Raw genomic sequence first — 22,552 nt, 5'->3', positions numbered from 1 at the left:
CAGACATATGACCGCTAATATTTACTTTAACTGCTCTACACTTGAAAAATAACTGTACCTGCGTATCATGCGCGCAATTTTAACCTAACCGAGTCGCTATTATGATAAATAAAAAATTACCTCTGCTAGATATTCATCGTCATTTAGATGGCAATGTACGTGCGCAAACCATACTAGAGCTTGGTCGACAGTTTAATATTACGCTACCTGCTGATAACGTAGAGGCGCTTATCCCTCATGTGCAAGTTATTGATCCTGAGCCTGATTTAATGGCGTTTTTGCAAAAGCTCGACTGGGGTGTAACGGTACTGGGCGATTACGACGCCTGTAGACGCATTGCCGTTGAAAACATAGAAGACGCTCAAGCGCAGGGACTTGATTATGTAGAGCTTCGCTTTAGCCCGTATTATATGGCACAAAGCCAAGGCTTACACCCGCAAGGGGTGGTTGAGGCCGTGGTTGATGGTATTAAATCGGCTACTCAAGGCGCCAATATTAAAGCAAACTTAATTGGTATTATGTCGCGTACTTATGGTGTTAAAACCTGCCAGCAGGAGCTTGACGCATTACTTGCCTTTAAAAATGATTTAGTGGCGATTGATTTAGCCGGAGATGAAATTGGTTTTCCGGGAGAGCTTTTTGTCGAACAATTTAAGCAAGTAAGAGACGCTTACCTGGCCGCTACCATTCATGCCGGTGAAGCGCTGGGCGCAGCGAGTATTTGGCAAGCCATTAATGAATTAGGTGCAAGCCGTATAGGTCATGGGGTAAAAGCAATTGAAGACCCTAAACTAATGGACTACCTGCGCGATAACCGCATTGGTATTGAGTCGTGCTTAACCAGTAATATTCAAACCAGCACCGTAAACGATTTAGCTAAACACCCCCTTAAACAGTTTTTAGATCACGGTATTTTAGCGTGTATTAATACCGACGATCCGGCTGTAGAGGGCATTGAAATTGAGCATGAATATTTAGTGGCTGCGCCNAAGCCGATATGCATAAGGCACAAGCGAATGCCTTAGAGATTGCATTTTTAAGCGATAGCGATAAAGGCGCATTAACTGCGCTTGCTGCAGCACGTTAAACACGCTTAATACAAAAAATGCCGCTTATTAGCGGCATTTTTTATGTTAGCTTACTTTTGTTTGGCAGCTCACGTAATTATCAAACAGTGCTTTTAATACATCGCTTCGGCCAATTAGCCCTATCACGGTATCACCCTCAACAACGGGGTAGTTTTTTGGCTTTCCTGTTTTCATTTGCTCTGCAAGCTCGATAATGTTGGTATCGGCATTAACGGTTACAACCTCGGTTTGCATAAGCTGCGAAACTTTTACAACGCCATCGCAAAAATAGCTGCTTCGCATTAATGGTTTTAACAGCTCTTGCTCAGATATAAAGCCAACCAGCGATTTATTGTCATCAAATACTGGTGCACCTAATAATTTAAACTTTTGCAGCTCACTAATGGCAGTGGTCATTTCGGTATTTGGGGTAATGTGTGGCAACTTGCGTTGCATAAAATCTTTTACTTTTGTATTTAACATTTGGGTCTCTCCCGCTGATGTTCTATACAAAGTATGGTTTATAGATAGGAATTTAGGAAATTGTTTATACTGATTAAAGTAATAGGTTATACCAATTAATAGCTTAAATTTGATAGAAATAACAAAGGCGCCATGGGGCGCCTTTGTATTATAAATAAAAATTTATTTTATAAACGCGAATGCATCGGCGTACATGTTTTCGCGAACAGCACCGTGAGCAATAAAGTCATCACGGACAATGCCAATCATGTCAAAGCGACCAGCCATATAAATGTCGTAAGGTTCTAACGACACAATATCTTGCATGACTGCTTTGTGTACAAACCCAGTGTGGCCTTGCCAATTAGCAGATGGGTTTTCTACAACAGGAATAAATTTAAAGTGCTCGTTACTCTCTGCCCATGCTTGCATTTCGCTGTGAGCATACAATGCAGACTCTTCTTTAACACCCCAGTAAAATAGTACCGGGCGGTCGCAGTTAATTTCAGCTAAGTGATCAGCCATTGATTTTGCATAAGAAAAACCAGTGCCGCCAGCCAATAAAATAATAGGGCGCTCGCATTGTAGACGTAGTTGCGATACACCAAGGCCAGCTTCTATATCTACCGGTGTATTATTTTGATGCGCATTACGCAAATGCTCAAGCGATTGCATTGCGTATGAATCGGCTTTAGATGCGCCAATATGAAGCTCTATTTCATCACATTGCGATGGACGACTTGCAATCGAAAATGCGCGCTTGTCTTTTTCGCCAAGTACAAGTTGCATGTATTGGCCAGCTTCAAACGTAACAGGTTGTTGAGGCTTTAAAATTACTTTATGAACAAATTCTGTAAGTGGGCTGATGGCAACAACTTCAGCTTTTAATGTTTGCATTTTTTACCTTTTAGCAGCGTTTACGCAGATATGCAGTTAAGTGGAGCAATATTAACATATCTGCGGGGTTATTTTATAGCCTGTTTATATTCACTAAGCGTGCTTAAAGTATATCGAGGCTTTGCCAAATTTCGTCAACACGATCTTTTGTCGCTTTATCCATGACAATTGGCTCGCCCCATTCGCGGTCGGTTTCACCTGGCCACTTATTTGTTGCATCCATGCCCATTTTTGAGCCAAGCCCAGATACCGGCGATGCAAAATCGAGGTAATCTATTGGCGTGTTTTCAATTAATGTGGTGTCGCGTGCAGGGTCCATACGGGTAGTGATGGCCCAAATAACATCGTTCCAGTCACGGGCATTTACATCATCATCGCAAACAATAACAAACTTAGTGTACATAAACTGACGTAAAAACGACCATACGCCCATCATGACGCGCTTAGCATGGCCTGGGTATTGTTTTTTCATGGTTACCACGGCCATACGGTAAGAGCAGCCTTCGGGTGGCAAATAAAAGTCGACGATTTCTGGAAACTGCTTTTGCAATATAGGCACAAACACTTCGTTTAATGCCACACCTAAAATAGCTGGCTCATCAGGTGGACGGCCGGTAAATGTACTGTGGTAAATTGGGTTTTTACGGTGTGTTAAATGGGTCACTGTCATCACAGGAAAATCATCAACTTCATTGTAATAACCAGTGTGGTCGCCATATGGCCCCTCGGGAGCCATTTCGCCAGGCATAATGTAGCCTTCAAGTACTATTTCGGCACTGGCAGGGACCTGTAAGTCATTTGAAATTGACTTAACCACTTCTGTTTTACTACCACGCAGTAAGCCAGCAAAGGCATATTCGCTTAACGTGTCTGGCACAGGTGTAACGGCACCTAAAATAGTGGCAGGGTCAGCCCCTAATGCAACCGAAACCGGGTACGGCTCGCCAGGGTTTTCTTTACACCATTCTTGAAAATCGAGTGCGCCACCGCGATGCGATAACCAACGCATAATTATTTTATTTTTACCTAATAGCTGCTGGCGGTAAATACCCAAATTTTGGCGCTTTTTATAAGGCCCTTTGGTAACGGTTAAACCCCAAGTAATAAGGGGAGCGGCATCCCCAGGCCAACAATGCTGTATTGGTAACTTAGTTAAATCTACCTCGTCACCTTCTAGAACAACTTGTTGGCACGGTGCTTTTTTAACTTCTTTAGCCGGCATATTGAGTACTTGTTTAAATACCGGAATTTGCCCTAGTGCTTCTTTAATCCCTTTTGGTGGCTCGGGCTCTTTTAAAAAAGCGAGTAGCTTGCCAACTTCACGCAGCTCGCTTACATCTTCTTGGCCCATGCCCATAGCAACGCGCTTAGGTGTACCAAATAAGTTTGCAAGCACAGGCATACTGTGACCTTTTGGGTTTTCGAACAATAATGCGGGGCCTTTAGCACGTAATGTACGGTCGGCTATTTCGGTCATTTCAAGATACGGGTCGATTTCTTGAGTAATACGTTTAAGTTCGCCTTTTTTTTCAAGCAAATCGATAAAATCACGTAAATCTTTATATTTCATGGTAGGCCGCTACTAAGCAAAAAGTGAAAGTATTATACCCAACTAAACAACAAATGCATGTGCAGTTGTTAAGTCAGTGATAGCGTAAAAACAGGCTATTTATTACGATGAGAAAAAAGAAAAAGTTTAAATCGCGAACGACAAAATTATAAGGCGTCGGCTTGTTGAAGTTGGCAGTGGTATTTATTACCTGAAACAATCAACATCGCTTCATCGGCTTTAGACCAAAATAGCACTCGCTCATTAATATACTTTACCCCTGATGCGCTCGGCTCTTTATTAAGCGTATATGTTTGCTCATTTAAAGTAAGTGTTGCCCCCGCTCCTTGGTGGGCTAATTCTACTACGCGCTCGTTGCATAAGTAGTGGGTACTTTTAGACTCATTACTACAGGCTGATAAAACCAGCATGCTTGTAAAAATAACCACCAATGCTTTCATTAATATCCCCTAAGTAAGTTTGCCATTGATAAAAATCAGTGCGTTTAATCAGCATAACAAAGCAAAATTAACCGTTGGTGAAAATTACGGATTACGCTATGTTGATAGCATTATTTTTTAGCTAGGAAGCAACATGGCAGGCATTAACCTTTTAACATTACTTGATGATATAACCACCTTACTTGATGACATTGCCACAATGAGTAAAGTCGCCACTAAAAAAACAGCCGGTGTACTTGGTGACGACTTAGCACTTAATGCTCAGCAAGTTACAGGGGTTACAGCCGACCGTGAGTTACCTGTGGTTTGGGCTGTGGCAAAGGGCTCATTTTTAAATAAAGCCATTTTGGTGCCTGGTGCATTGCTCATAAGTGTATGGCTGCCTTGGTTAATAACCCCGCTGCTAATAATCGGTGGCTTATTTTTATGTTTTGAAGGCGCTGAGAAAGTATTTGCTCGGTTTTTACCTCACCCCGAAAAAGAGGTTGATGAGTCGCAGCAATTAGACCCAGCTGAGTATGAAAAGCAAAAAGTAAAAGGAGCCATACGCACCGACTTTATTCTATCAGCCGAAATTATAGTGATCACCTTAGGAACGGTTGCAGGTGCTACACTTGTAAATCAGGCGCTTGTACTGTGTGTTATAGCCGTATTAATGACCATAGGTGTATACGGCCTTGTAGCCGGTATTGTAAAGCTTGATGACGCGGGGTTGTACTTGCTTAATCAATCAAAGGTGTCGGCTAATAAATTTAAAGAGATGCTTGGTAAGGGGTTATTAGCTGCAGCACCAAGGTTTATGCAATTTTTAGCCTTTGCCGGCACGGTGGCCATGTTTTTAGTCGGTGGCGGCATTTTATCCCACGGTATTGAGCTACTACATCATTGGCAATTAGAAGTAATAGCCATAGGCAAGTCGTTATTAAATGGCACCGGCGAAACATTAGCCCCCCTTATATTTGACGGATTACTAGGAGTAGTAGCAGGGCTATGCATTGTTATTCTGCATTTAGTTTGGAGTAAGCTTACTAACCCTAAGCATTAGATTTATAACCCTATTAATTTACGCCTGTTTATATAAAGGGAAGAAGTATGGTGTATATTTTTGTTAAAAGTATGTAACATAAAAGCTCAATCAAAAATAAATAAAAGGAACTTTAATGAATAAGTTTTTGGCTTGTCTGTCTTTATTACTGGCCAGTATTTTTAGCTCACATACTACAGCAAGTAACGACTTGGTACCGATAGAAAGCTTTAGTAAAGATATAGAGTTTGCAGGTGTGAAAATTTCACCTGATGGAAAATACTTAGCTGTAATTACGCGCCCTGAAGGAAAAAATGTATTAATGGTGCTAAGCACTGATACATTTAAAGTAAGTCATGCAATTAGCTTTCCTAATGATGCCCAGGTTGGTAATTATTATTGGGTTAACAATGAAAGAATTGTACTGGCTAAAGAGTACATTAAAGGCTGGAAAGATCATCCCGAATTTCATGGTGAGCTTTTTGGTGTAAATGCTGATGGTAGCCGAGGCAAATATTTAGTGGGTTACCAAGGTGAAATGCAAACAGGAACCCGTATAAAAAAAGCGACACCCATACTAGGTACTTCTTATGTACTAGACCCGCTTATTCATGATAGGCGTAAAATGCTGATCCTGACCTACCCATGGAGCGCTTCAAATGAGCCGCATACAATAGTTTATGAAGTTGATATTTACAGTGGAAAGCGAAAAAGAGTCGCTCGCTCACCATCAAGAATGGCAGGCTTTTTAACAGATCATGATGGTAATGTGCGTGTTGCTGTTTCAAACGATGATTACATTAACCAAAAGATTTATACGCGAGAAAAGTCAGGTGGTGAATGGCAACAGCTTGATTTAGGAGAGTTAAAATACACTGATATTAGCCTCCATGCGTTTGATAGTACCGGTGCTTCTGTTTATGTTACAGCGTCAGAAAATGGCGAAGCAAAGGGGCTTTATAAACTAAATTTAGAAAGCAAAAAGTTTGAGCTTTTACATAAAGAACCACAGGTCTCTCCAAAAAAAGTGTGGGTAGATGAAGTTTCTAAAGAATTATTCGCAATTGAAAATGAGCTTGGCTATCCTGCCTATTCCTTTATAAATAATTCACACAAAAGTGAGCGCTTAAAGGCATTGATACAATCCCTTCAAGGGCAGCAAGTTCAGCTTGTTAGTAGTACTGAAGATGGTGAGAAGAGTATTATCTTTGCGTCAAGCGATACTAACCCTGGCAGCTACTACTTGTTCGATGCCAAAAAGAATAGCTTACGCTTTTTGTTTGCGACTAAAAGCTGGATCAAGCCAAGTGAAATGGCTATAACCAAACCTGTAAATTATAAAGCGCGTGATGGCTTAACAATATACGGATATTTAACCATCCCTAATAATACTGATGAGAAAAACTTACCTTTAGTTGTTATGCCTCACGGTGGGCCTCATGGACCAAGAGATTGGTGGGGCTATGAGAGCGAAGCTCAGCTATTAGCCAGTAGAGGCATTGCAGTACTAAAAGTTAACTTTAGAGGCTCTGGTGGCTTTGGCCGTAACTTTGAACATGCTGGACATAAAAAATGGGGTGCCGAAATACAATACGACATTATTGACGGTGTAAAATACTTAATAGAGCAAGGCACTGTAAATAAAGATAATATTTGTATAATGGGCGCAAGTTTTGGTGGTTATTCGGCATTACAAAGTGCAATTTTAGAACCTGATATGTTTCAGTGTGCTATTGGTGTAGTTGGGGTGTACGATTTACCGCTAATGTTCGAAGAAGGCGATATCTCTGAACGTGACCGTGGACAGCGCTATCTTAAAAGCGCGCTTGGTACTGATGAGGCACTGTTAAAGCGTTTTTCACCTAGCTACAACATAGACAAGCTTAAAGCGCCAGTTTTAATTGTACATGGTGGGCAGGATGAAAGAGCACCTATTGAGCAAGCTGAGTCTTTAGTTGCAGCGCTAAAAAAAGAAAACCATCCTTACATATACGAGTTACTTGAAGATGAAGGGCATGGCTTTTATAAAGCAGAGCACAGAACGCGCTACTACAAACAGGTACTTAACTTTTTAGATGAGCATATGACTTTCTAATTATAAGTATGAACGAAGATTGAAAATGGCCAGTTAAACTGGCCATTTTTTATTTGCAGTTTGCTTTATTGCACATTTCCTCTAATTCTATTTTCGCTTTGCTATTACCTTGCGCTATTGCCTGCTCATACCAATGTTTTGCTGTTTGTACATTTTGAGTTACGCCTTGTCCATCTCGGTACATTTGCGCAAGATTGAGCTGCCCCCATTGCGAGCCGGCATTTGCGGCTAGAGTAAAACTCTCAAGCGCATCGCTATACTGTCCGTTTTTAAAATACGTAATGCCCTGTTGGTTATTTTTGTCGAGCTTTAAGCCTTTATATAGCGGTTTTGGTTTTGGCGGAAACATTACAAAACCACCATATAAACTGTTTGCTGAGGGGCGCAGTACGTCGTAAATCACCCCGTCGTTGTAAAGTCTTTTTACTTCGCTACGAGGCAAAGTAATTTTGTCATCTGAGAAGTAACCTCTTTGTACTAATAAGCTGGTACGCATTGCAGTAGTAATGCCTTTGTTGCGTTTATAGCTGTAGTTACTTACTTGAAACGTTATAAACTGCTCGTCAAAACTTAAAACTTGCGCAACTTTTAAGTTGGTGAGTGTCCAGGGCTCATGAGTAAATTTATCAGCGTGTACTAAATACGTATCGTAGGCTTTAGGGTTAGTTAAGTAGCTTTGCTTTTGCGCTTGCGCTGCAGCGTGTTGTTGGTAAAAAAATAGCCCCACCCATAACGCTAAAAATACCCCTATAAAGTATTTAGGTAGAGTGAAAATTTCAAACGTCGGTAACTGCTTTAATTTTACAGGCGCATTATGGCCGCATTGATAGCATTCGTATTTATAGTTTAGTGCTAAAGGTAGAACAGGAATAACCGTAAAGCGTAAAAAACGACTTTGGTTTATTAGATGATAGGCGCGGCTATGGCAGTTAGGGCAGCACTGTATTTGTGCAAAATGAGGAAACGACTGACTCGTATTGAAAAGCAACATGCCCGCACACTCCTTGTTTTATTTAATTTATATAAAGGTAAAACAAGGAGTGCTTTTATCAAAGCGACAAACTGTAAGTAAGTATGTCAGTTATTAGTTAGCCTGCGCTTTCGGTTGAATTGTTGTTTTGGCATCTGCTGCCATTAACGCAAATACAGCATACGCAGCGGTATTTTGGCGCAGTTTAGCAGGCGTTACTTTATCGAGTGTGTCATCAGCTGTGTGATGGTAATCAAAGTAGTCAGTGCCATCTTGGGCCAACTCAAATATAGGTGCCGACACCGCTTTTTTTAATGGGATTAAATCCGGCCCGCCGTTAGCCTGGTTTTTACCAATGTACTCAATATTTAATGGAGCCAACTCTTTTGCTATGGCACGGACTACTGGCAGAGAAGCCGCATTAACATTTGACTCAAAACCATATACTACATCGGCGCCAAAGTCCGACTCAGCAGCTGCAACTATATTGTGTAAGTCACTTTTGTGTTGTGCAAAGTAAGCTTTTGCACCCCAAAGTCCAAGCTCTTCTGCTGCAAACAGTACAACACGAATACTGCGCTTAGGGCGTTTAACATCGCTAATGTGTTTAGCCGCAGCCATTGTTAACGCAACACCTGCACCATCATCTAATGCGCCAGTGCCTAAATCCCACGAGTCTAGGTGGCCACCAATTAACACATATTGTTCTGGATTTTCGGTGCCATTAAATTGGCCTATAACGTTATAGCTTGTGCCTTCTCCTAGGCTTTGTGTTTGTACATTTATATTAACCGTTACCTTTTTGTTTAAAGCCACTAAGCGCGCTATTTGATCCGCATCAGGGTTGGCAATAGTTACGTTAGGTATTTTTTTAACCCCTTCTTTATAGTAACTACCGCCAGTGTGAGCAAAGCGATGGTGAGCTGTGCTCACTGAGCGCATCATGTAAGCAACCGCGCCTTTTTTTGCAGCTTCAATTGCGCCTGTGGCACGTGCTTTTACTGCAGGGCCGTAACCGTTGCCGTCTATGTCGCGGTTCATGCGGTAATTAATATAGGCAATTTTACCTTCCAAGCTATTTGCTGGTGCTGCAATTAGCTCATCCAATGTTTCAAACAACACAACCGGTGCACTAATGCCATCATCAGGTGTGCTTACACTATTACCCAGCGCAGTTAAATGCAGAGGTTGCTCACTTGGGGTGAGTATTTTTCCGCTTTCGCTATAACGGCGCCATTTTGGAAATGTTGCTTCTTCAAGCCATACTTTATCAAAACCAAGTTCGTTAAATTTTGCTTTAGCCCATGCTACTGCTTTTTTATCGTTTTCAGTGCCGGGTAAGCGAGGGCCAACTTCTGTTGTGAGTGACTCGAGTAGCTCGTAGCTTAAATGGCTTTTAAGTGCAGCAGTGCGCACCTCATCAACCTGTTGTAATTGCGTTGTGGTGAATTCTGCATTGTTTGCGCTAACGCTGAGGCTGCTAGTCATTAGTAGCGCTGTAATAATTTTTTTCATATAGAGTAAGCCTTTTTATAATTAAGTGCATTAGAGCACTTTTTAAAGGCTTTAAAAAATAGATGAGATGAATGCAGTGGTGTTTTTAATAGGCAGTAAAAAGCCCGCACAATTATTATTGTGCGGGCTTTAATAAGTATAAGTTTTATAACTTAAAAGCTAAATTGAGCTGCTAGGCGTACATTGGTGCCTTCGCCAATAGTTACATTACCATTACCGCCGCCACCTAAGTAATCAGTATCAAATAGATTTTCAACGTTAAGGCGAAGATTTATATCGGTGTTACTCATGTTAAACTTATAAGTTGCACCAACATCTATACGTGTATAGGCATCTTTGGTAATAGAATTATCGCTATCTGCAAAGCGTTCACCTTCATAAAAAGCACCGGCATTAAACGCAATGGTGTCGTTTAACTCATAGCGTGTCCAAAGTGATGCAGACCATTTAGGGGCATCGGTAGGTCGTTTACCTTGTAGATTTTCGTTCGCTCTTTCATAGTTAGCATCTAAATACATTGCAGATGCCATAACAAATAAACGGTCAGTTGCTGCACCTTGTGCTGCCATTTCAAAACCTTTATGACGCTGTTCACCAACTTGGTTTGTTTCAGTGGTAATTGAGCCGATAGGTGTTTCAAGTTGTTCTGTAACTAAGGTTCCATTTTTACTTATATCGAAAATAGCACCGCTAAGCATTAAACGCTCATCAAATAGCTGCCATTTAATACCAAGCTCTCTTTGTTCAGAGGTGACAGCATCTATTTTCATACCAAAGTTGATATCTTCTTCGTTAGTAATGGTTTCGTTTTGTGGCTCAAAACCTTCTGTATAACTGGCATAAATAGTTGCAGATGCATTCGGGTGATAAAGTACGCCGAATTTAGGCAAAAACGACTCGTTATTTTGTCCTTCACGTGTTTGCTTATCAAAGCGACCGCCAACAGACACTTGCCATTGTGGTGAAAAAGTAATTAAATCTTGGGCGTATACACCGTAGTAGTCATATTCAGTTTCGCTTTTAGTGAGATCAGTTTTATAGCTGACATCTGGGCGGGCAGGTTCATTTTGGCCTGCTGTAAAACTAAATGAATCAGCAGATGTGCGTAGTTGACCATAATAGTAGTCAAGCGAGTTCGCACCGATTAGAAATTGGTGTTGTATGCCAGCCGTTTCAAATTCACCAATAAAATCAATAAATGCAGTGGTGAATTGCCAATCATCAAAACGATCGTATGGGTTCGAAGTGTATGTATTCGTTTGTGAGATGTAAGAATTTCGACTAGGAGATGACTCAAAACGCTGGCGCTCAAATGTTTGCTCGTTGTAACCAAGCTTAACTTGCCAGTGATCGTTTAAGTACACTTCAAAATCTACGCCTAAGTTTTCTACCGTTATGTCGGTAAACGCCCAAGACATATCGCGAATGGTTTTGTCATCGCCAATCACATTAGCGTTGTCATCTATCCATGCACCTGTATCAAGGCCTGCTTTGTCGTCTGTGCGGTCGTAATGCACGCGTACTAATGCGTTGTCACTTAAATCGTAATCAACAATTACAGCGCCTAAAAAACGGTCGCGTTCACGGTTTTCGCCGTTTTGATATTCGCGCCAGTAATCAACATCTTGTTTTACTAAAATACCGCGTGCACGTAAATCTTCAGCGTCGGTAAGTGCACCAGCTGCGTCTAGCATAAAGCGGGTAGAGCCGTGTTGGTCTACATCTGCGCTGGCGTTAAATAATGTAGTTGCCGTAGGCTTTTTTGTCACCATGTTAATCAAGCCACCTGGGCCTGATTGTCCGTATAAAATACTTGATGGACCTTTAATAACTTCTACTTGTTGTAGAATTTCAATCGGTTGCTGGTAGTGAGACCAATGTTGGTGTCCGTCGCGTAAGTAGCCTGTTGAAGAGCTAAGTTCAAAGCCGCGTAAGTTAAATACTTCACGGTTACGTTGTTGAGAGCCGGCAGTTAAACTTGCATCGTTAGTAAGTACTTCGCCAAGGGTCGTTGCTAATTGCTCGCTAATTATTGTATCGCTAATAACCGTTACCGATTGCGCTGTTTCTAACAATGACGCTGATGTTCTCATTGCTCCGTTGGCGTTGTCGACTTTGTAGTCGTTGAAATAGCTGCCTTTAACTTCAATTCGCTCTAGGTCAGTAGGGGCGGCAAAGGCGCTTGTGCTAATGGCACCAACAAGTGCTACGTACAGTGAGTTTAGTTTCATCAATTACATCCAGTGTTAGGGTGTTAAAGTTTTTGGGGATCTTAATGAAAACTAGTATCATTTGCAACTTTTTTATTAACAAGGATTAACGCATCGTAAAATAATGCACATCGGGTATTAATGGTTGCCTAACCTGAATTCTGCTATTATAGAGCCATATTTTGGGGCTAAGCCCTGTGTTGTTTTTATTATTTTGGAATTTATTGTGACTTCTACTGCATTTTCATCTTTGGCTTTACCTGCTGGTTTAGTTGATAATTTATCAACACTTGGCTACTCGCAAATGACGCCTGTACAAGCGCAAAGCCTGCCACCTGTACTTGAAGGTAAAGACATTATTGCACAGGCAAAAACCGGTTCAGGTAAAACTGCTGCTTTTAGTTTAGGTGTGTTAGCTAAATTAAATGTAAAACGTTTTCGTATTCAATCGCTTGTACTTTGTCCAACGCGCGAACTGGCCGAGCAAGTGGCAGTAGAAATGCGTAAACTTGCCCGCGGTATTCACAATATTAAAATATTAACGCTATGTGGTGGTGTATCAATTGGCCCACAAATAGGCTCGCTTGAGCATGGCGCGCACATTATTGTGGGTACACCTGGGCGAGTGGACGATCATATTCGCAAAGGTACACTGCGTTTAGACGATGTTGAAACGCTGGTACTTGATGAAGCAGATCAAATGCTTGATATGGGCTTTCAAGATACCCTTGATGCAATTATTGAGTGTATACCGCAAAATCGTCAAACGTTGTTATTTAGTGCTACCTTTCCGCGTGCAATTGAAGCGATTGCAAAGCGCGTATTAAAAAATCCAGAGATGATAAAAGTAGAAGGAGAGCAAGAAAAAAGCACAATAAAGCAATACTTTTACAAAATGGATAACAACAAACAGCGTTACTCAACACTTAAATTATTACTGCTTAAATTTACACCGCAAAGCTGTGTTGTTTTTTGTAATACCAAGGTAGAAACACAACAAGTTTGTGATGATTTAGCAAGTGAAGGCTTTAGCGCAGTGGCGTTGCACGGTGATTTAGAGCAGCGTGATCGCGAGCGTACGTTAATTCATTTTGCTAATAAGAGCGCCTCAATATTAGTTGCTACCGATGTTGCCGCGCGTGGCTTAGATATTGACGACATGGATATGGTAATAAATTACCACTTAGCACACGACCCACAAACCCATGTGCACCGTGTAGGGCGTACAGGCCGAGCGGGTAAAAAAGGCATTGCGTGCTCTATTTACGGTGAGGCTGAGCAGTTTAAAGTGGCGCAAATAGGCGACCATTACGAACGAGACTTTTTGCCAGAGCCAATGCCAGCTTTTAGTTTATTAGAAAAGCCGCCTTACAAGCCTGAAATGGTTACCCTAATGATCGACTCGGGCAAAAAGCAAAAAGTGCGCGCTGGTGATATTTTAGGTGCACTTACTGGCAAAGATGGTGTTGCAGGACGCCAAGTAGGTAAAATAAATGTACTTGATAACGTTGCCTTTGTAGCCGTTGAGCGCAATGCATCAAAACCTGCGCTTCGTAAATTAACCGAGGGCAATATTAAAGGGCGTAAAATTCGTGCCCGTCGCCTTACCCGTTAATTACCTGTTTTGAGCAGCTAGCTTTAGCTGCTCATACTCGGCTCTTATTTGTCTAAATTTACATGCACTCCCAGTTTGCTTATCGGGATGATGTTTTAATGCCAATTGCCGCCAGCGCTTTTGTAGCATAGCCAGGCTAAAGTTTGGCGGTAGTTGCCAAGCCTTAAGTAATGGCTCAATATGCCCAACTGGTTGCTTTATTAGTGGGTTAAATTGCTGCCAAAAACTATCTAATAATGCCTCTATGTCTTTGGCACTGGTGTCGTAGTTTTCCCAGTTTAAATAGTAACTTTTTAAATGGGATTGCGTTGCTATATTGCTACTTGGCTCTGTAAGTTCAATATGTAATGACGATATAATTAAGTGCTTGGGTAATAGCTGTGTTTGCAGCTCAAATAAAGCATTCATAATTAAAAAATTCTTTTTAAATAAATTTTGCTCAGGGTTTGCATCTAAAGGTGGTAACACCCCTTGTTGAGCGAGCGTTGCAGCTAAGGTATGAACTTTCCAAACACGCTGAGTTAAAAGTAGCTCAAAAATCTCATCAATCAGGGGGTTAAGCATTGTTTGCACTCGTTTTGTTGTGTATCTTCAATAAAGATTACACTGACTAAAGCTAAAGTTTGAAGGAATAATATTATGCAAGGCAAATTGAAGTGCCTTTTATTTGTTTTATGTTGTGTGTTCATACTGCCAAGCTTTGCTCAAAATAGTGTATCTTTATTTGATGAATTTAAAAAAGAGCAGCAGTGGGACGTAAAACTCACGCTCGGTAATGCGCTGCTTGAAGCAAAAAATATCACAGAATCCCAGAAGGTCAGTGTGTATTCTGAACTTGCCGATTTAGCCTTCTCCTCAGATGATTTTGAAAATGCCCTGCTGTATTTTAAAAAATTAGAACAGCACACTTCCTTAAACTACCTACCAGATATGCACTTTAGAGCCATTAAAATGCAAGGCGTTGTGTTTTATTTTCAGGGATATTTTCAGCAAGCTATTGTTGAATATAGCCGCGCCATGGTGATTGTTGAAAAAAACAATAAGCAAGTAGAGCTTGCAAACCTGCTAAGTAATATTGGTTTAGCGTACTTCGAAATGAATAATATGGAGCTAACGCTCGAATATTATTTAAAAGCAAAGGAGATTTATGAGAAAAAGGGCAGTGCTCAAGACCAAGCTGATATTTTGCTAAATATCGCAGGGGTGTACATAAGGTTATCGCGTTACGAAAGCGCCATTTTATTTTATAAAGAAGTACTTAAAGTTTATCAAAAATTAGCTGATACCAGCGGCATAGCGCAAGTTAACAATAATTTAGGGGTTGCTTACTACGAAAGTTCGCAATTTGATTTAGCGCTGCATTATTACCAAATGGCACTGCGCTATTATATTTCTACCAATGATTATAATAAGTTATCTACCCAATATACTAATTTAGCAAACATCAATTTAATTCTTAATAACGTGGATGTTGCCTACGAGCAAGCTAAATTGGGGGTACAAAATGCCCTTAAAATTGCTAATCACAGTTTAGAGCTTAACGCCTTACATGCATTGGCTAAAATACAATTTGTGAGAGGCGAGCTTGCTGATTCGCAAAAAAGCCTAGATAAAGCAACCGATTTGGCCACACAATATAATAGTGTGCGTATAAAGCGCGATGCTTTTGGTACACGCTCGCTCCTAGAGGCAAGCAAAGGCAACTACGCTGAGGCATTAACTCTGCACGAAAAGTTTGTAGCAGAGCAGCGCGGTATAAATAGCGAAACAATTACCAGCGCCTTAGCTGTATTACAAAATCAATTTAAAGCTACTCAGTTAAATCAAGAAATTCAAAAGCTGAAGCAAGAACGAAAAGTACAAAAGTTAAAAATGAGCCAACGCTCGCAGCTTACGGTTTTTATTTTTGTTTTATTATTTTTAGTAATTGTAACGGGCACCGCGCTTTATCGTCGGGGCGCCGAAAAGCGTGCCAAGCAGTTATTAAAAGAACAAGTCGCGCAGCGTACAGCAGAGCTACAAGCTATTGCCCAGGAGCTGCGAGAAGCAAATGATGTTAAAAGCCAGTTTTTGGCAAATATTAGCCATGAAATTAGAACCCCGCTCACCGCTATTTTAGGCCAAACAGATGATTTAATTAATGGTTTGTACGAGCCTGAAAACCTACAAGATGAATTAAAAATAATTCAACGACATAGCGATCACTTAAAAAGTTTAATTAATGACGTACTCGATTTGAGTAAAATAGAAGCAAACAGATTAGAGCTTAATATTTCGTGCTTTGACATAGTGCAGCTAGTTAGCGATGTACATGCCATGTTTATTACGCAGGCTAAGGCGAAGCATTTACAAATCCGTTTTGATAACCATGTAGGCAATGCGTTTTATACCAAGCTCGACTTAATGCGGGTGAAGCAAATACTCATTAATTTATGTGCTAATGCCATTAAGTTTACGCAGGCGGGGCAGGTTGTTGTGTCTTTAAACAAAACCGAGCAAGGGCTTGTTTTTATAGTGAAAGACACCGGTATTGGCATGAATTCATCACAGCTAAAACAAATATTTGAATGCTTTAGCCAAGCCGATAACAGTATTAGCCGCCGTTTTGGTGGCACCGGGTTAGGGCTTAGTTTGTCTCAACAGCTAGCTTCTATGATGGGCGGCTACATTAGCGTACAAAGTGAGTTTAAACGCGGAAGTCAGTTTTCGCTGTTTTTACCCTGTGTAGAGGTCGAAAAAGAGCTAGATGAGTACGAACATGTAAGCGCCGCTGAACAGGTTAAGCAATTAACCGGGCGTGTAGTACTGGCTGAGGATCATCCCGACAATCGCAGACTCATAAGTCGTTATTTACGTTCTATGGGGCTTGAAGTTATTGCGGTAGAAAATGGCGAGCAAGCGGTTGAGAAGTGCCTACAAATATACCCAGACCTCGTGCTGCTTGATATACAAATGCCTATTATGGACGGGCGTGCTGCGTTTTCGTTGTTGCAACAGTGCGGTTTTCAAGCGCCTATTTTTGCTTTAACGGCCAATGCAATGAGCCATGAAGTTGATGATTATCTTGCCCTAGGCTTTACAGGGTATTTAGGTAAGCCATTAGATAAAAACGCGTTTTATAACACCCTTGCCCAGCATTTAGGTGAAGCAAAACAAGAGGCAGCCTATACAGCTAAGATAGACATGAGCGACTTAGTAACAAGTTTTAAGCAAAGCTTCACGTTTGAAAGCGAAACCATAAGTCAGCACCATAATAGTAATGACCTAGAGGCACTACAAAAAGACAGCCATCGTATTTTAGGCGCTGCGCAAATGTTTGCGTTAGACGATATTGCCAAAGCCGCTAAAAATCTCGATATGGCTTTACTCAATAAACAAAGCCAAAGTAAAGAACACATTCAAAAGCTTGTAGATGAATTACAGCGTGTACTTAAAAAATATAACGAGAGTTAATTATACCAATCGTGTTAGGTTATTAGACATTTATAGCGACAGATAAATAGAGTGGTAATAAGGCGTGAATTTTGACACGAAGTTGCTCTACATAAGAAATTTATAACGCCATTAACGCTTTATTTAGCATGCAAAAAGGCTAAATATCTAAGTCGATTGGTATTAGTCGTTTAAACATAAAAAAAGCGCCCTAGGCGCTTTTTTTATATAACGAAAACGCGCTTATTGGCGTTTCATCGAATCGAAGAATTCATCGTTCGTTTTGCTCATAGAAAGCTTATCAATTAAGAATTCCATTGCATCAATCTCTGACATTTCATGAACAATCTTACGTAAAATCCACAGCTTTTGTAGCTCATCTGGCTTAGTAAGTAGTTCTTCACGACGCGTACCAGAGCGGTTAAAGTCGATGGCAGGGAATACACGCTTTTCAGCAATCTTACGATTTAAGTGTAGTTCCATGTTACCGGTACCTTTAAACTCTTCGTAGATAACTTCATCCATTTTAGAGCCCGTGTCGATAAGTGCTGTAGCTATAATTGTTAAGCTACCGCCTTCTTCAACATTACGTGCAGCACCAAAGAAGCGCTTAGGCTTGTGCAGTGCGTTAGCATCAACACCACCGGTAAGTACTTTACCTGATGAAGGAATAACAGTGTTGTAAGCACGCGCTAAACGGGTGATTGAATCAAGCAAGATAACCACATCTTTTTTGTGCTCAACTAAACGTTTTGCTTTTTCAATAACCATTTCTGCAACTTGTACGTGGCGAGAAGCTGGCTCATCAAACGTTGATGCAATAACTTCACCTTTAACGAGGCGTTGCATCTCGGTTACTTCCTCCGGACGCTCATCAATAAGTAAAACCATTAATGTAACATCTGGGTGATTGTGAGTAATTGATTGTGCAATGTTTTGCAGTAGCATTGTTTTACCGGCTTTAGGCGGTGCTACTAACAAACCACGTTGGCCACGGCCAATTGGAGATGCTAAATCAAGTACACGAGCGGTAATGTCTTCTTTACTGCCGTTACCGCGTTCCATACGAAAACGTTCGTTTGCATGTAGTGGGGTAAGGTTTTCAAAAAGAATTTTAGTGCGAGAGTTTTCAGGTTTATCGAAGTTAACTTCATTTACTTTTAATAAAGCAAAGTAGCGTTCGCCATCTTTAGGTGGACGAATAAGCCCTGAAATAGAATCGCCAGTACGCATGCTGAAACGGCGAATTTGGCTTGGAGATACATAAATATCATCTGGGCCAGCTAAGTAAGATGCTTCTGATGATCTTAAAAAACCAAAACCATCTTGTAAAATCTCTAGTACACCGCCACCGAAGATGTTCTCTCCGCCTTTGGCGTGTGCTTTAAGAATAGCAAAAATGATATCTTGCTTTCTTAAGCGGGCTACGTTTTCGAGCCCCATGGACTCAGCTAAGTTTACAAGTTCTTTTATAGACTTGTCTTTTAATTCGCGTAAATGCATATTGGTGGGTTCTTTATTACAATTGTCATACTCAAAATCGCTTTGATAGTTGAGTGAGGTTTGTTGAATATAACTAAGGATTAGTTGGCTTTATAAACTAGCAGTTCACTGGCATAGCGTCCAGTCTTTATACAAAATAAACACAAAAAAAGGGCAAAAACGCCCTTTTTTTTAATTTTTACTTAGATATTGTTTTCTAAGAACTCAATAAGTTGAGTTTTAGAAAGCGCACCAACTTTCGTTGCAGCTACTTGGCCGTCTTTAAAAAGAAGCAGAGTAGGAATACCACGAATACCAAATTTAGGCGGCGTACCCGCGTTTTGGTCGATGTTTAATTTAGCAACTGTTACACGGCTTTCGTATTCATCAGCTACTTCATTAAGGATAGGGGCGATCATTTTACAAGGTCCGCACCACTCAGCCCAAAAATCTACTAGTACAGGCTTGTCTGATTGTAATACGTCAGCTTCAAAGCTATCGTCAGTAATTTGGATTATTTTCTCGCTCATTGCGCTCTCCGATTTAGTTAGGCGAAATATTTAGTGCGTATTTAAACACTCTTGTTTCTTATTGCAAGTTTAAACGTTATGCTTAAACGCTATGACTAAGACACATTTGACCGATAAAAAGTTTTCAGACTTTGCTATCGCACCGGAAGTGGTTGCCGGTTTAACCGAAAGTGGGTTTGAATATTGCACACCCATTCAAGCAAAATGCCTACCTTTTATTTGTGACGGACGCGATATCGCGGGCCAAGCACAAACGGGTACGGGCAAAACGTTGGCGTTTTTAACTGCCACGTGCCATCGGTTATTACAATCTAGCAAAGCACCTAGTAAACATCCAAGAGCCCTGATCATGGCCCCGACTCGGGAGCTTGCGATTCAGATACACAAAGATGCTAAAATTTTAGCGCCGCACTGTAATCTTAACTTAGGTTTAGTATATGGTGGCGAAGATTACGAAAAACAACGTGCACAATTAGAAAAAGGCGTTGATATTTTAATTGGTACTACAGGTCGACTAATCGATTTGTACAAGCAAGGCTGTTACACCCTTAATGAAATTGAGGTAGTTGTGCTTGATGAAGCCGATCGTATGTTCGATTTAGGCTTTATAAAAGATATTCGTTACATGTTCCGCCGTATGCCAGATACAGCAGATAGATTAAATCTATTATTTTCTGCCACGCTTTCTTATCGCGTGCAAGAACTTGCCTTTGAACATATGACCAACCCTGAGCACGTTCAAATCGAGCCAGACGTTAAAACAGGTAAGCGAATTAAAGAAGAGCTATTTCATCCTTCTCAAGAAGATAAAATTAAGCTGCTATTAACTTTAATTGAGGAAGAATGGCCAGAGAAAGCCATTGTGTTTGCCAATACAAAGCACAGCTGTGAAACAGTGTATGCCTGGTTAAAAGCCGATGGCCACCGAGTAGGTATGCTTACTGGCGATGTAAACCAGAAAAAACGCCAATCTATATTAGCGCAATTCACCAAAGGCGAATTAGACTTTTTAGTGGCAACCGATGTGGCAGCACGTGGGCTACATATCCCTGAGGTAAGTCATGTATTTAACTTTGACCTGCCAGATGATTGTGAAGATTACGTTCACCGTATTGGCCGTACAGGTCGTGCGGGCGCATCAGGTCATGCAATTAGCTTTGCATGTGAGCAGTACGCTTATAACCTGCATGAAATAGAAGAGTATATAGAGCACAGCATTCCTTTATCACATTATGATAAAACCGCATTGCTAGATGATTTAACAAAGCCTACTATTCAAAGAAAGCGCAACTATTCTACAGGCCCACGTAATCGTAGTAATAATAACGGACGTCGCCCAAATAATAGTTACCAAAAAGGACGGTCGTAACTCGGCCGTTACTGTACGTAGTAGTAACTAGAGGTTTTTGAACGGTGGGGCAATTTAAACCGCAAAAAAATGTGTATGCAGTCATTGATTTAGGCTCAAATAGCTTTCATATGCTAATTGCTAAATCAATTGCTGGCGGCCTACAAACTATAGGCCGCGTTAAACGCAAAGTAAGATTAGCCGCAGGGCTTGATAAAGATAACGTATTAAGCACTGAGGCAATGCAGCGAGGCTGGGAGTGCCTTGCACTTTTTGCTGAGCGCCTACAAGACATTCCAAAACAAAATATAACCATAGTAGCAACGGCCACATTACGTCTTGCGACGNAAAGCACAAGCCGAAAAAATCTTAGGCCACACTATTAATGTAATAAGTGGTGAGCTAGAAGCACGCACTATTTATAAAGGCGTAGCACACACTTCATCATGCACTGGTAAGCAGCTAGTCATTGATATTGGTGGTGCAAGTACCGAAGTCGTTATAGGTAAGGGCTTTGAGGCACTGCACTATAAAAGCTTAAATATGGGGTGTGTTACTTATTTAGAACGCTATTTTAAAGATTGCCAATTAAGTGAAGCAAACTTTAACGCTGCCATCAAAGCTGCCCACGAAGTTATTGATGAAATTGCCCCTGAGTATAAACAAGCAGGTTGGCAAATTGCATCGGGTGCTTCTGGCACGGTGCAAGCCATTCAAGAAATAATGGTTGCGCAACACTTAGATGAACTACTCACCCTAGAAAAGCTAAATAAAATAAAAGAGCAATCAATAACGTTTAGCACTATCGCTGCACTAGACTTACCTGGTTTAAGCGAAGAGCGCAGATTAGTTTTTGTATCTGGTCTAGCTATCTTAATTGCGCTATTTGAATCGCTTGAAATTGAAAAAATGGGATTAGCTGGCGGTGCACTACGCGAAGGTGTGCTTTACAGTATGGTGCCCGAGCTTCATAACAACGACATTCGTAAACGCACTGTTGATGGGTTTATGGACCGTTATCATGTTGACCAAAAGCAAGCTAATCGGGTATCGAGCTTAGTTATTCAACTGGCAGAACAAGTAGGTGAAAGCTGGCCGCTTGTTAGTGAAAATGCGTTGCCGCTTTTAAAAGCTGCAGCACAACTACACGAAATTGGTTTATTAATAGAGTACAAGCAATATCACAAGCACACAGCCTACATTATAGAAAACACCGATATGCCAGGTTTTTCACAATCTGAACATAAAGTGATTGCAGCTGTTGCCAATGCACATCGCTCCGATATTCAAAAAGGAAGCTTCGACGTTCTAGGTGCACATAGTACACTTACCCAATACTTAGTTAGGTTATTAAGAATTGCCGTAATATTATCGATGCGTCGACAAGACGACGTACTTCCTAAAATAGAGTTATCTGTAGAAAAAGACACCTTAGACTTAAAGTTTGCCAATAACTGGTTAAAAGAACACCCTCTTATGGCTAGTGAGCTACAACAAGAGTCTAAATTGCAAAGTAAACTCGGTTGGAAACTCATCGTAAACTAACTAAAAAGGCCCGTAAGGGCCTTTTTAGTGTTTAAAGTAACCACTTTGCTTCAATTTCACGCGAACAGTCATTTATTTTAAGTTTTCTTCAAAAAAGGGTTGATCTGTTTTCGGATCTCCCTATAATGCGACCCCACTGAGACGGCAGAGCAGGCAACGCTTAGCGAGGCAAGCAAACCACTTAGTAAGTCGAGTAAAACTTAGTTTTAAAAACTTTCAAGTTTAACAAAATTAAGTGTTGACAAAAAAATAGGAAAGCGTAAGATGCGCAGCCCTAGCGAGATAAAGTTTAACGCTTTAATCGCAACGTTCTTTAACAATATAAAGCAATCATCTGTGTGGGCACTCGT

General features: G+C 40.9%; 15 protein-coding genes and 2 pseudogenes. 7 read left to right on the top strand and 10 right to left on the bottom strand.

Annotation, left to right across the window (positions count from 1 at the left end):
• The first annotated feature begins 101 nt into the window (after positions 1 to 101).
• A pseudogene (gene add, locus L650_RS0116100) lies at positions 102 to 1,087 on the top strand (adenosine deaminase).
• Positions 1,088 to 1,133: 46 nt separating this feature from the next.
• Here the strand turns inward: add and L650_RS0116095 are convergent.
• The 4 genes from L650_RS0116095 to L650_RS0116080 all read right to left on the bottom strand — a co-directional run bounded on the left by L650_RS0116095 (position 1,134) and on the right by L650_RS0116080 (position 4,436).
• Positions 1,134 to 1,550 (bottom strand): CBS domain-containing protein, encoded by a 417-nt coding sequence (locus L650_RS0116095; RefSeq protein ID WP_029773742.1) that lies wholly within the window; start codon positions 1,548 to 1,550, stop codon positions 1,134 to 1,136.
• Between the two features lie 162 nt (positions 1,551 to 1,712).
• Positions 1,713 to 2,426, bottom strand: coding sequence for an NAD(P)H-flavin reductase (fre, locus tag L650_RS0116090; RefSeq protein WP_004588968.1), 714 nt, complete (start codon positions 2,424 to 2,426; stop codon positions 1,713 to 1,715).
• Positions 2,427 to 2,529: 103 nt separating this feature from the next.
• A complete protein-coding gene (gene ubiD, locus L650_RS0116085) occupies positions 2,530 to 3,996 on the bottom strand; it encodes a 4-hydroxy-3-polyprenylbenzoate decarboxylase (RefSeq protein WP_024032061.1) in 1,467 nt (488 codons plus the stop codon).
• 146 nt (positions 3,997 to 4,142) lie between these two features.
• The gene (locus tag L650_RS0116080; protein WP_024032060.1) at positions 4,143 to 4,436 is read right to left on the bottom strand and encodes an MliC family protein; all 294 of its coding nucleotides are present in this window, start codon (positions 4,434 to 4,436) and stop codon (positions 4,143 to 4,145) included.
• Between the two features lie 133 nt (positions 4,437 to 4,569).
• On the opposite strand from L650_RS0116080, the gene L650_RS0116075 reads away from it, so the two are divergent.
• The gene (locus L650_RS0116075) at positions 4,570 to 5,481 is read left to right on the top strand and encodes a DUF808 domain-containing protein (RefSeq protein ID WP_029773741.1); all 912 of its coding nucleotides are present in this window, start codon (positions 4,570 to 4,572) and stop codon (positions 5,479 to 5,481) included.
• A 115-nt stretch (positions 5,482 to 5,596) separates the two neighbouring features.
• Positions 5,597 to 7,555: an alpha/beta hydrolase family protein gene (locus L650_RS0116070; RefSeq protein ID WP_029773740.1), complete on the top strand. Its 1,959-nt coding sequence runs from the start codon at positions 5,597 to 5,599 to the stop codon at positions 7,553 to 7,555.
• 49 nt (positions 7,556 to 7,604) lie between these two features.
• On the opposite strand, the gene L650_RS0116065 is transcribed toward L650_RS0116070, so the two are convergent.
• From L650_RS0116065 to L650_RS0116055, 3 genes are all read right to left on the bottom strand, one after another.
• Positions 7,605 to 8,546, bottom strand: coding sequence for a tetratricopeptide repeat protein (locus tag L650_RS0116065; RefSeq protein WP_029773739.1), 942 nt, complete (start codon positions 8,544 to 8,546; stop codon positions 7,605 to 7,607).
• A gap of 93 nt (positions 8,547 to 8,639) precedes the next feature.
• Positions 8,640 to 10,040 carry a M20/M25/M40 family metallo-hydrolase gene (locus L650_RS0116060; RefSeq protein WP_029773738.1) on the bottom strand — a complete coding sequence of 467 codons (1,401 nt, stop codon included), beginning with the start codon at positions 10,038 to 10,040 and terminating at the stop codon, positions 8,640 to 8,642.
• A gap of 152 nt (positions 10,041 to 10,192) precedes the next feature.
• On the bottom strand, positions 10,193 to 12,271 hold the full coding sequence (locus tag L650_RS0116055) for a TonB-dependent siderophore receptor (RefSeq protein ID WP_029773737.1): 2,079 nt from the start codon (positions 12,269 to 12,271) through the stop codon (positions 10,193 to 10,195).
• A gap of 205 nt (positions 12,272 to 12,476) precedes the next feature.
• On the opposite strand from L650_RS0116055, the gene dbpA reads away from it, so the two are divergent.
• Positions 12,477 to 13,865 carry an ATP-dependent RNA helicase DbpA gene (gene dbpA / locus L650_RS0116050; RefSeq protein WP_029773736.1) on the top strand — a complete coding sequence of 463 codons (1,389 nt, stop codon included), beginning with the start codon at positions 12,477 to 12,479 and terminating at the stop codon, positions 13,863 to 13,865.
• Here dbpA and L650_RS0116045 read toward each other — a convergent pair whose 3' ends face one another.
• Positions 13,866 to 14,429 carry a DNA-J related domain-containing protein gene (locus L650_RS0116045; protein WP_029773735.1) on the bottom strand — a complete coding sequence of 188 codons (564 nt, stop codon included), beginning with the start codon at positions 14,427 to 14,429 and terminating at the stop codon, positions 13,866 to 13,868. It abuts the gene before it with no gap.
• A gap of 75 nt (positions 14,430 to 14,504) precedes the next feature.
• Here L650_RS0116045 and L650_RS0116040 point away from each other — a divergent pair, with 75 nt between their 5' ends.
• Positions 14,505 to 17,318: a tetratricopeptide repeat protein gene (locus L650_RS0116040; RefSeq protein WP_029773734.1), complete on the top strand. Its 2,814-nt coding sequence runs from the start codon at positions 14,505 to 14,507 to the stop codon at positions 17,316 to 17,318.
• A gap of 222 nt (positions 17,319 to 17,540) precedes the next feature.
• Here the strand turns inward: L650_RS0116040 and rho are convergent, their stop codons facing one another.
• Together rho and trxA are read right to left on the bottom strand one after the other, a co-directional pair.
• Positions 17,541 to 18,800, bottom strand: coding sequence for a transcription termination factor Rho (gene rho, locus L650_RS0116035; protein WP_004588958.1), 1,260 nt, complete (start codon positions 18,798 to 18,800; stop codon positions 17,541 to 17,543).
• Between the two features lie 182 nt (positions 18,801 to 18,982).
• Positions 18,983 to 19,309: a thioredoxin TrxA gene (gene trxA / locus L650_RS0116030; RefSeq protein ID WP_004588957.1), complete on the bottom strand. Its 327-nt coding sequence runs from the start codon at positions 19,307 to 19,309 to the stop codon at positions 18,983 to 18,985.
• A 91-nt stretch (positions 19,310 to 19,400) separates the two neighbouring features.
• On the opposite strand from trxA, the gene rhlB reads away from it, so the two are divergent.
• Both rhlB and gppA read left to right on the top strand, forming a co-directional pair.
• Positions 19,401 to 20,678 (top strand): ATP-dependent RNA helicase RhlB, encoded by a 1,278-nt coding sequence (gene rhlB, locus L650_RS0116025; RefSeq protein WP_024032051.1) that lies wholly within the window; start codon positions 19,401 to 19,403, stop codon positions 20,676 to 20,678.
• Positions 20,679 to 20,722: 44 nt separating this feature from the next.
• Positions 20,723 to 22,202 (top strand): annotated as a pseudogene (gppA, locus tag L650_RS0116020) (guanosine-5'-triphosphate,3'-diphosphate diphosphatase).
• Positions 22,203 to 22,552 lie beyond the last annotated feature (350 nt).

This window comes from Pseudoalteromonas sp. TB51 (assembly GCF_000498055.1).
Taxonomy (GTDB): domain Bacteria; phylum Pseudomonadota; class Gammaproteobacteria; order Enterobacterales; family Alteromonadaceae; genus Pseudoalteromonas; species Pseudoalteromonas atlantica.
Note: the sequence above shows the minus strand (reverse complement) of the source record. Positions and strands in the feature narration are given on the sequence as shown.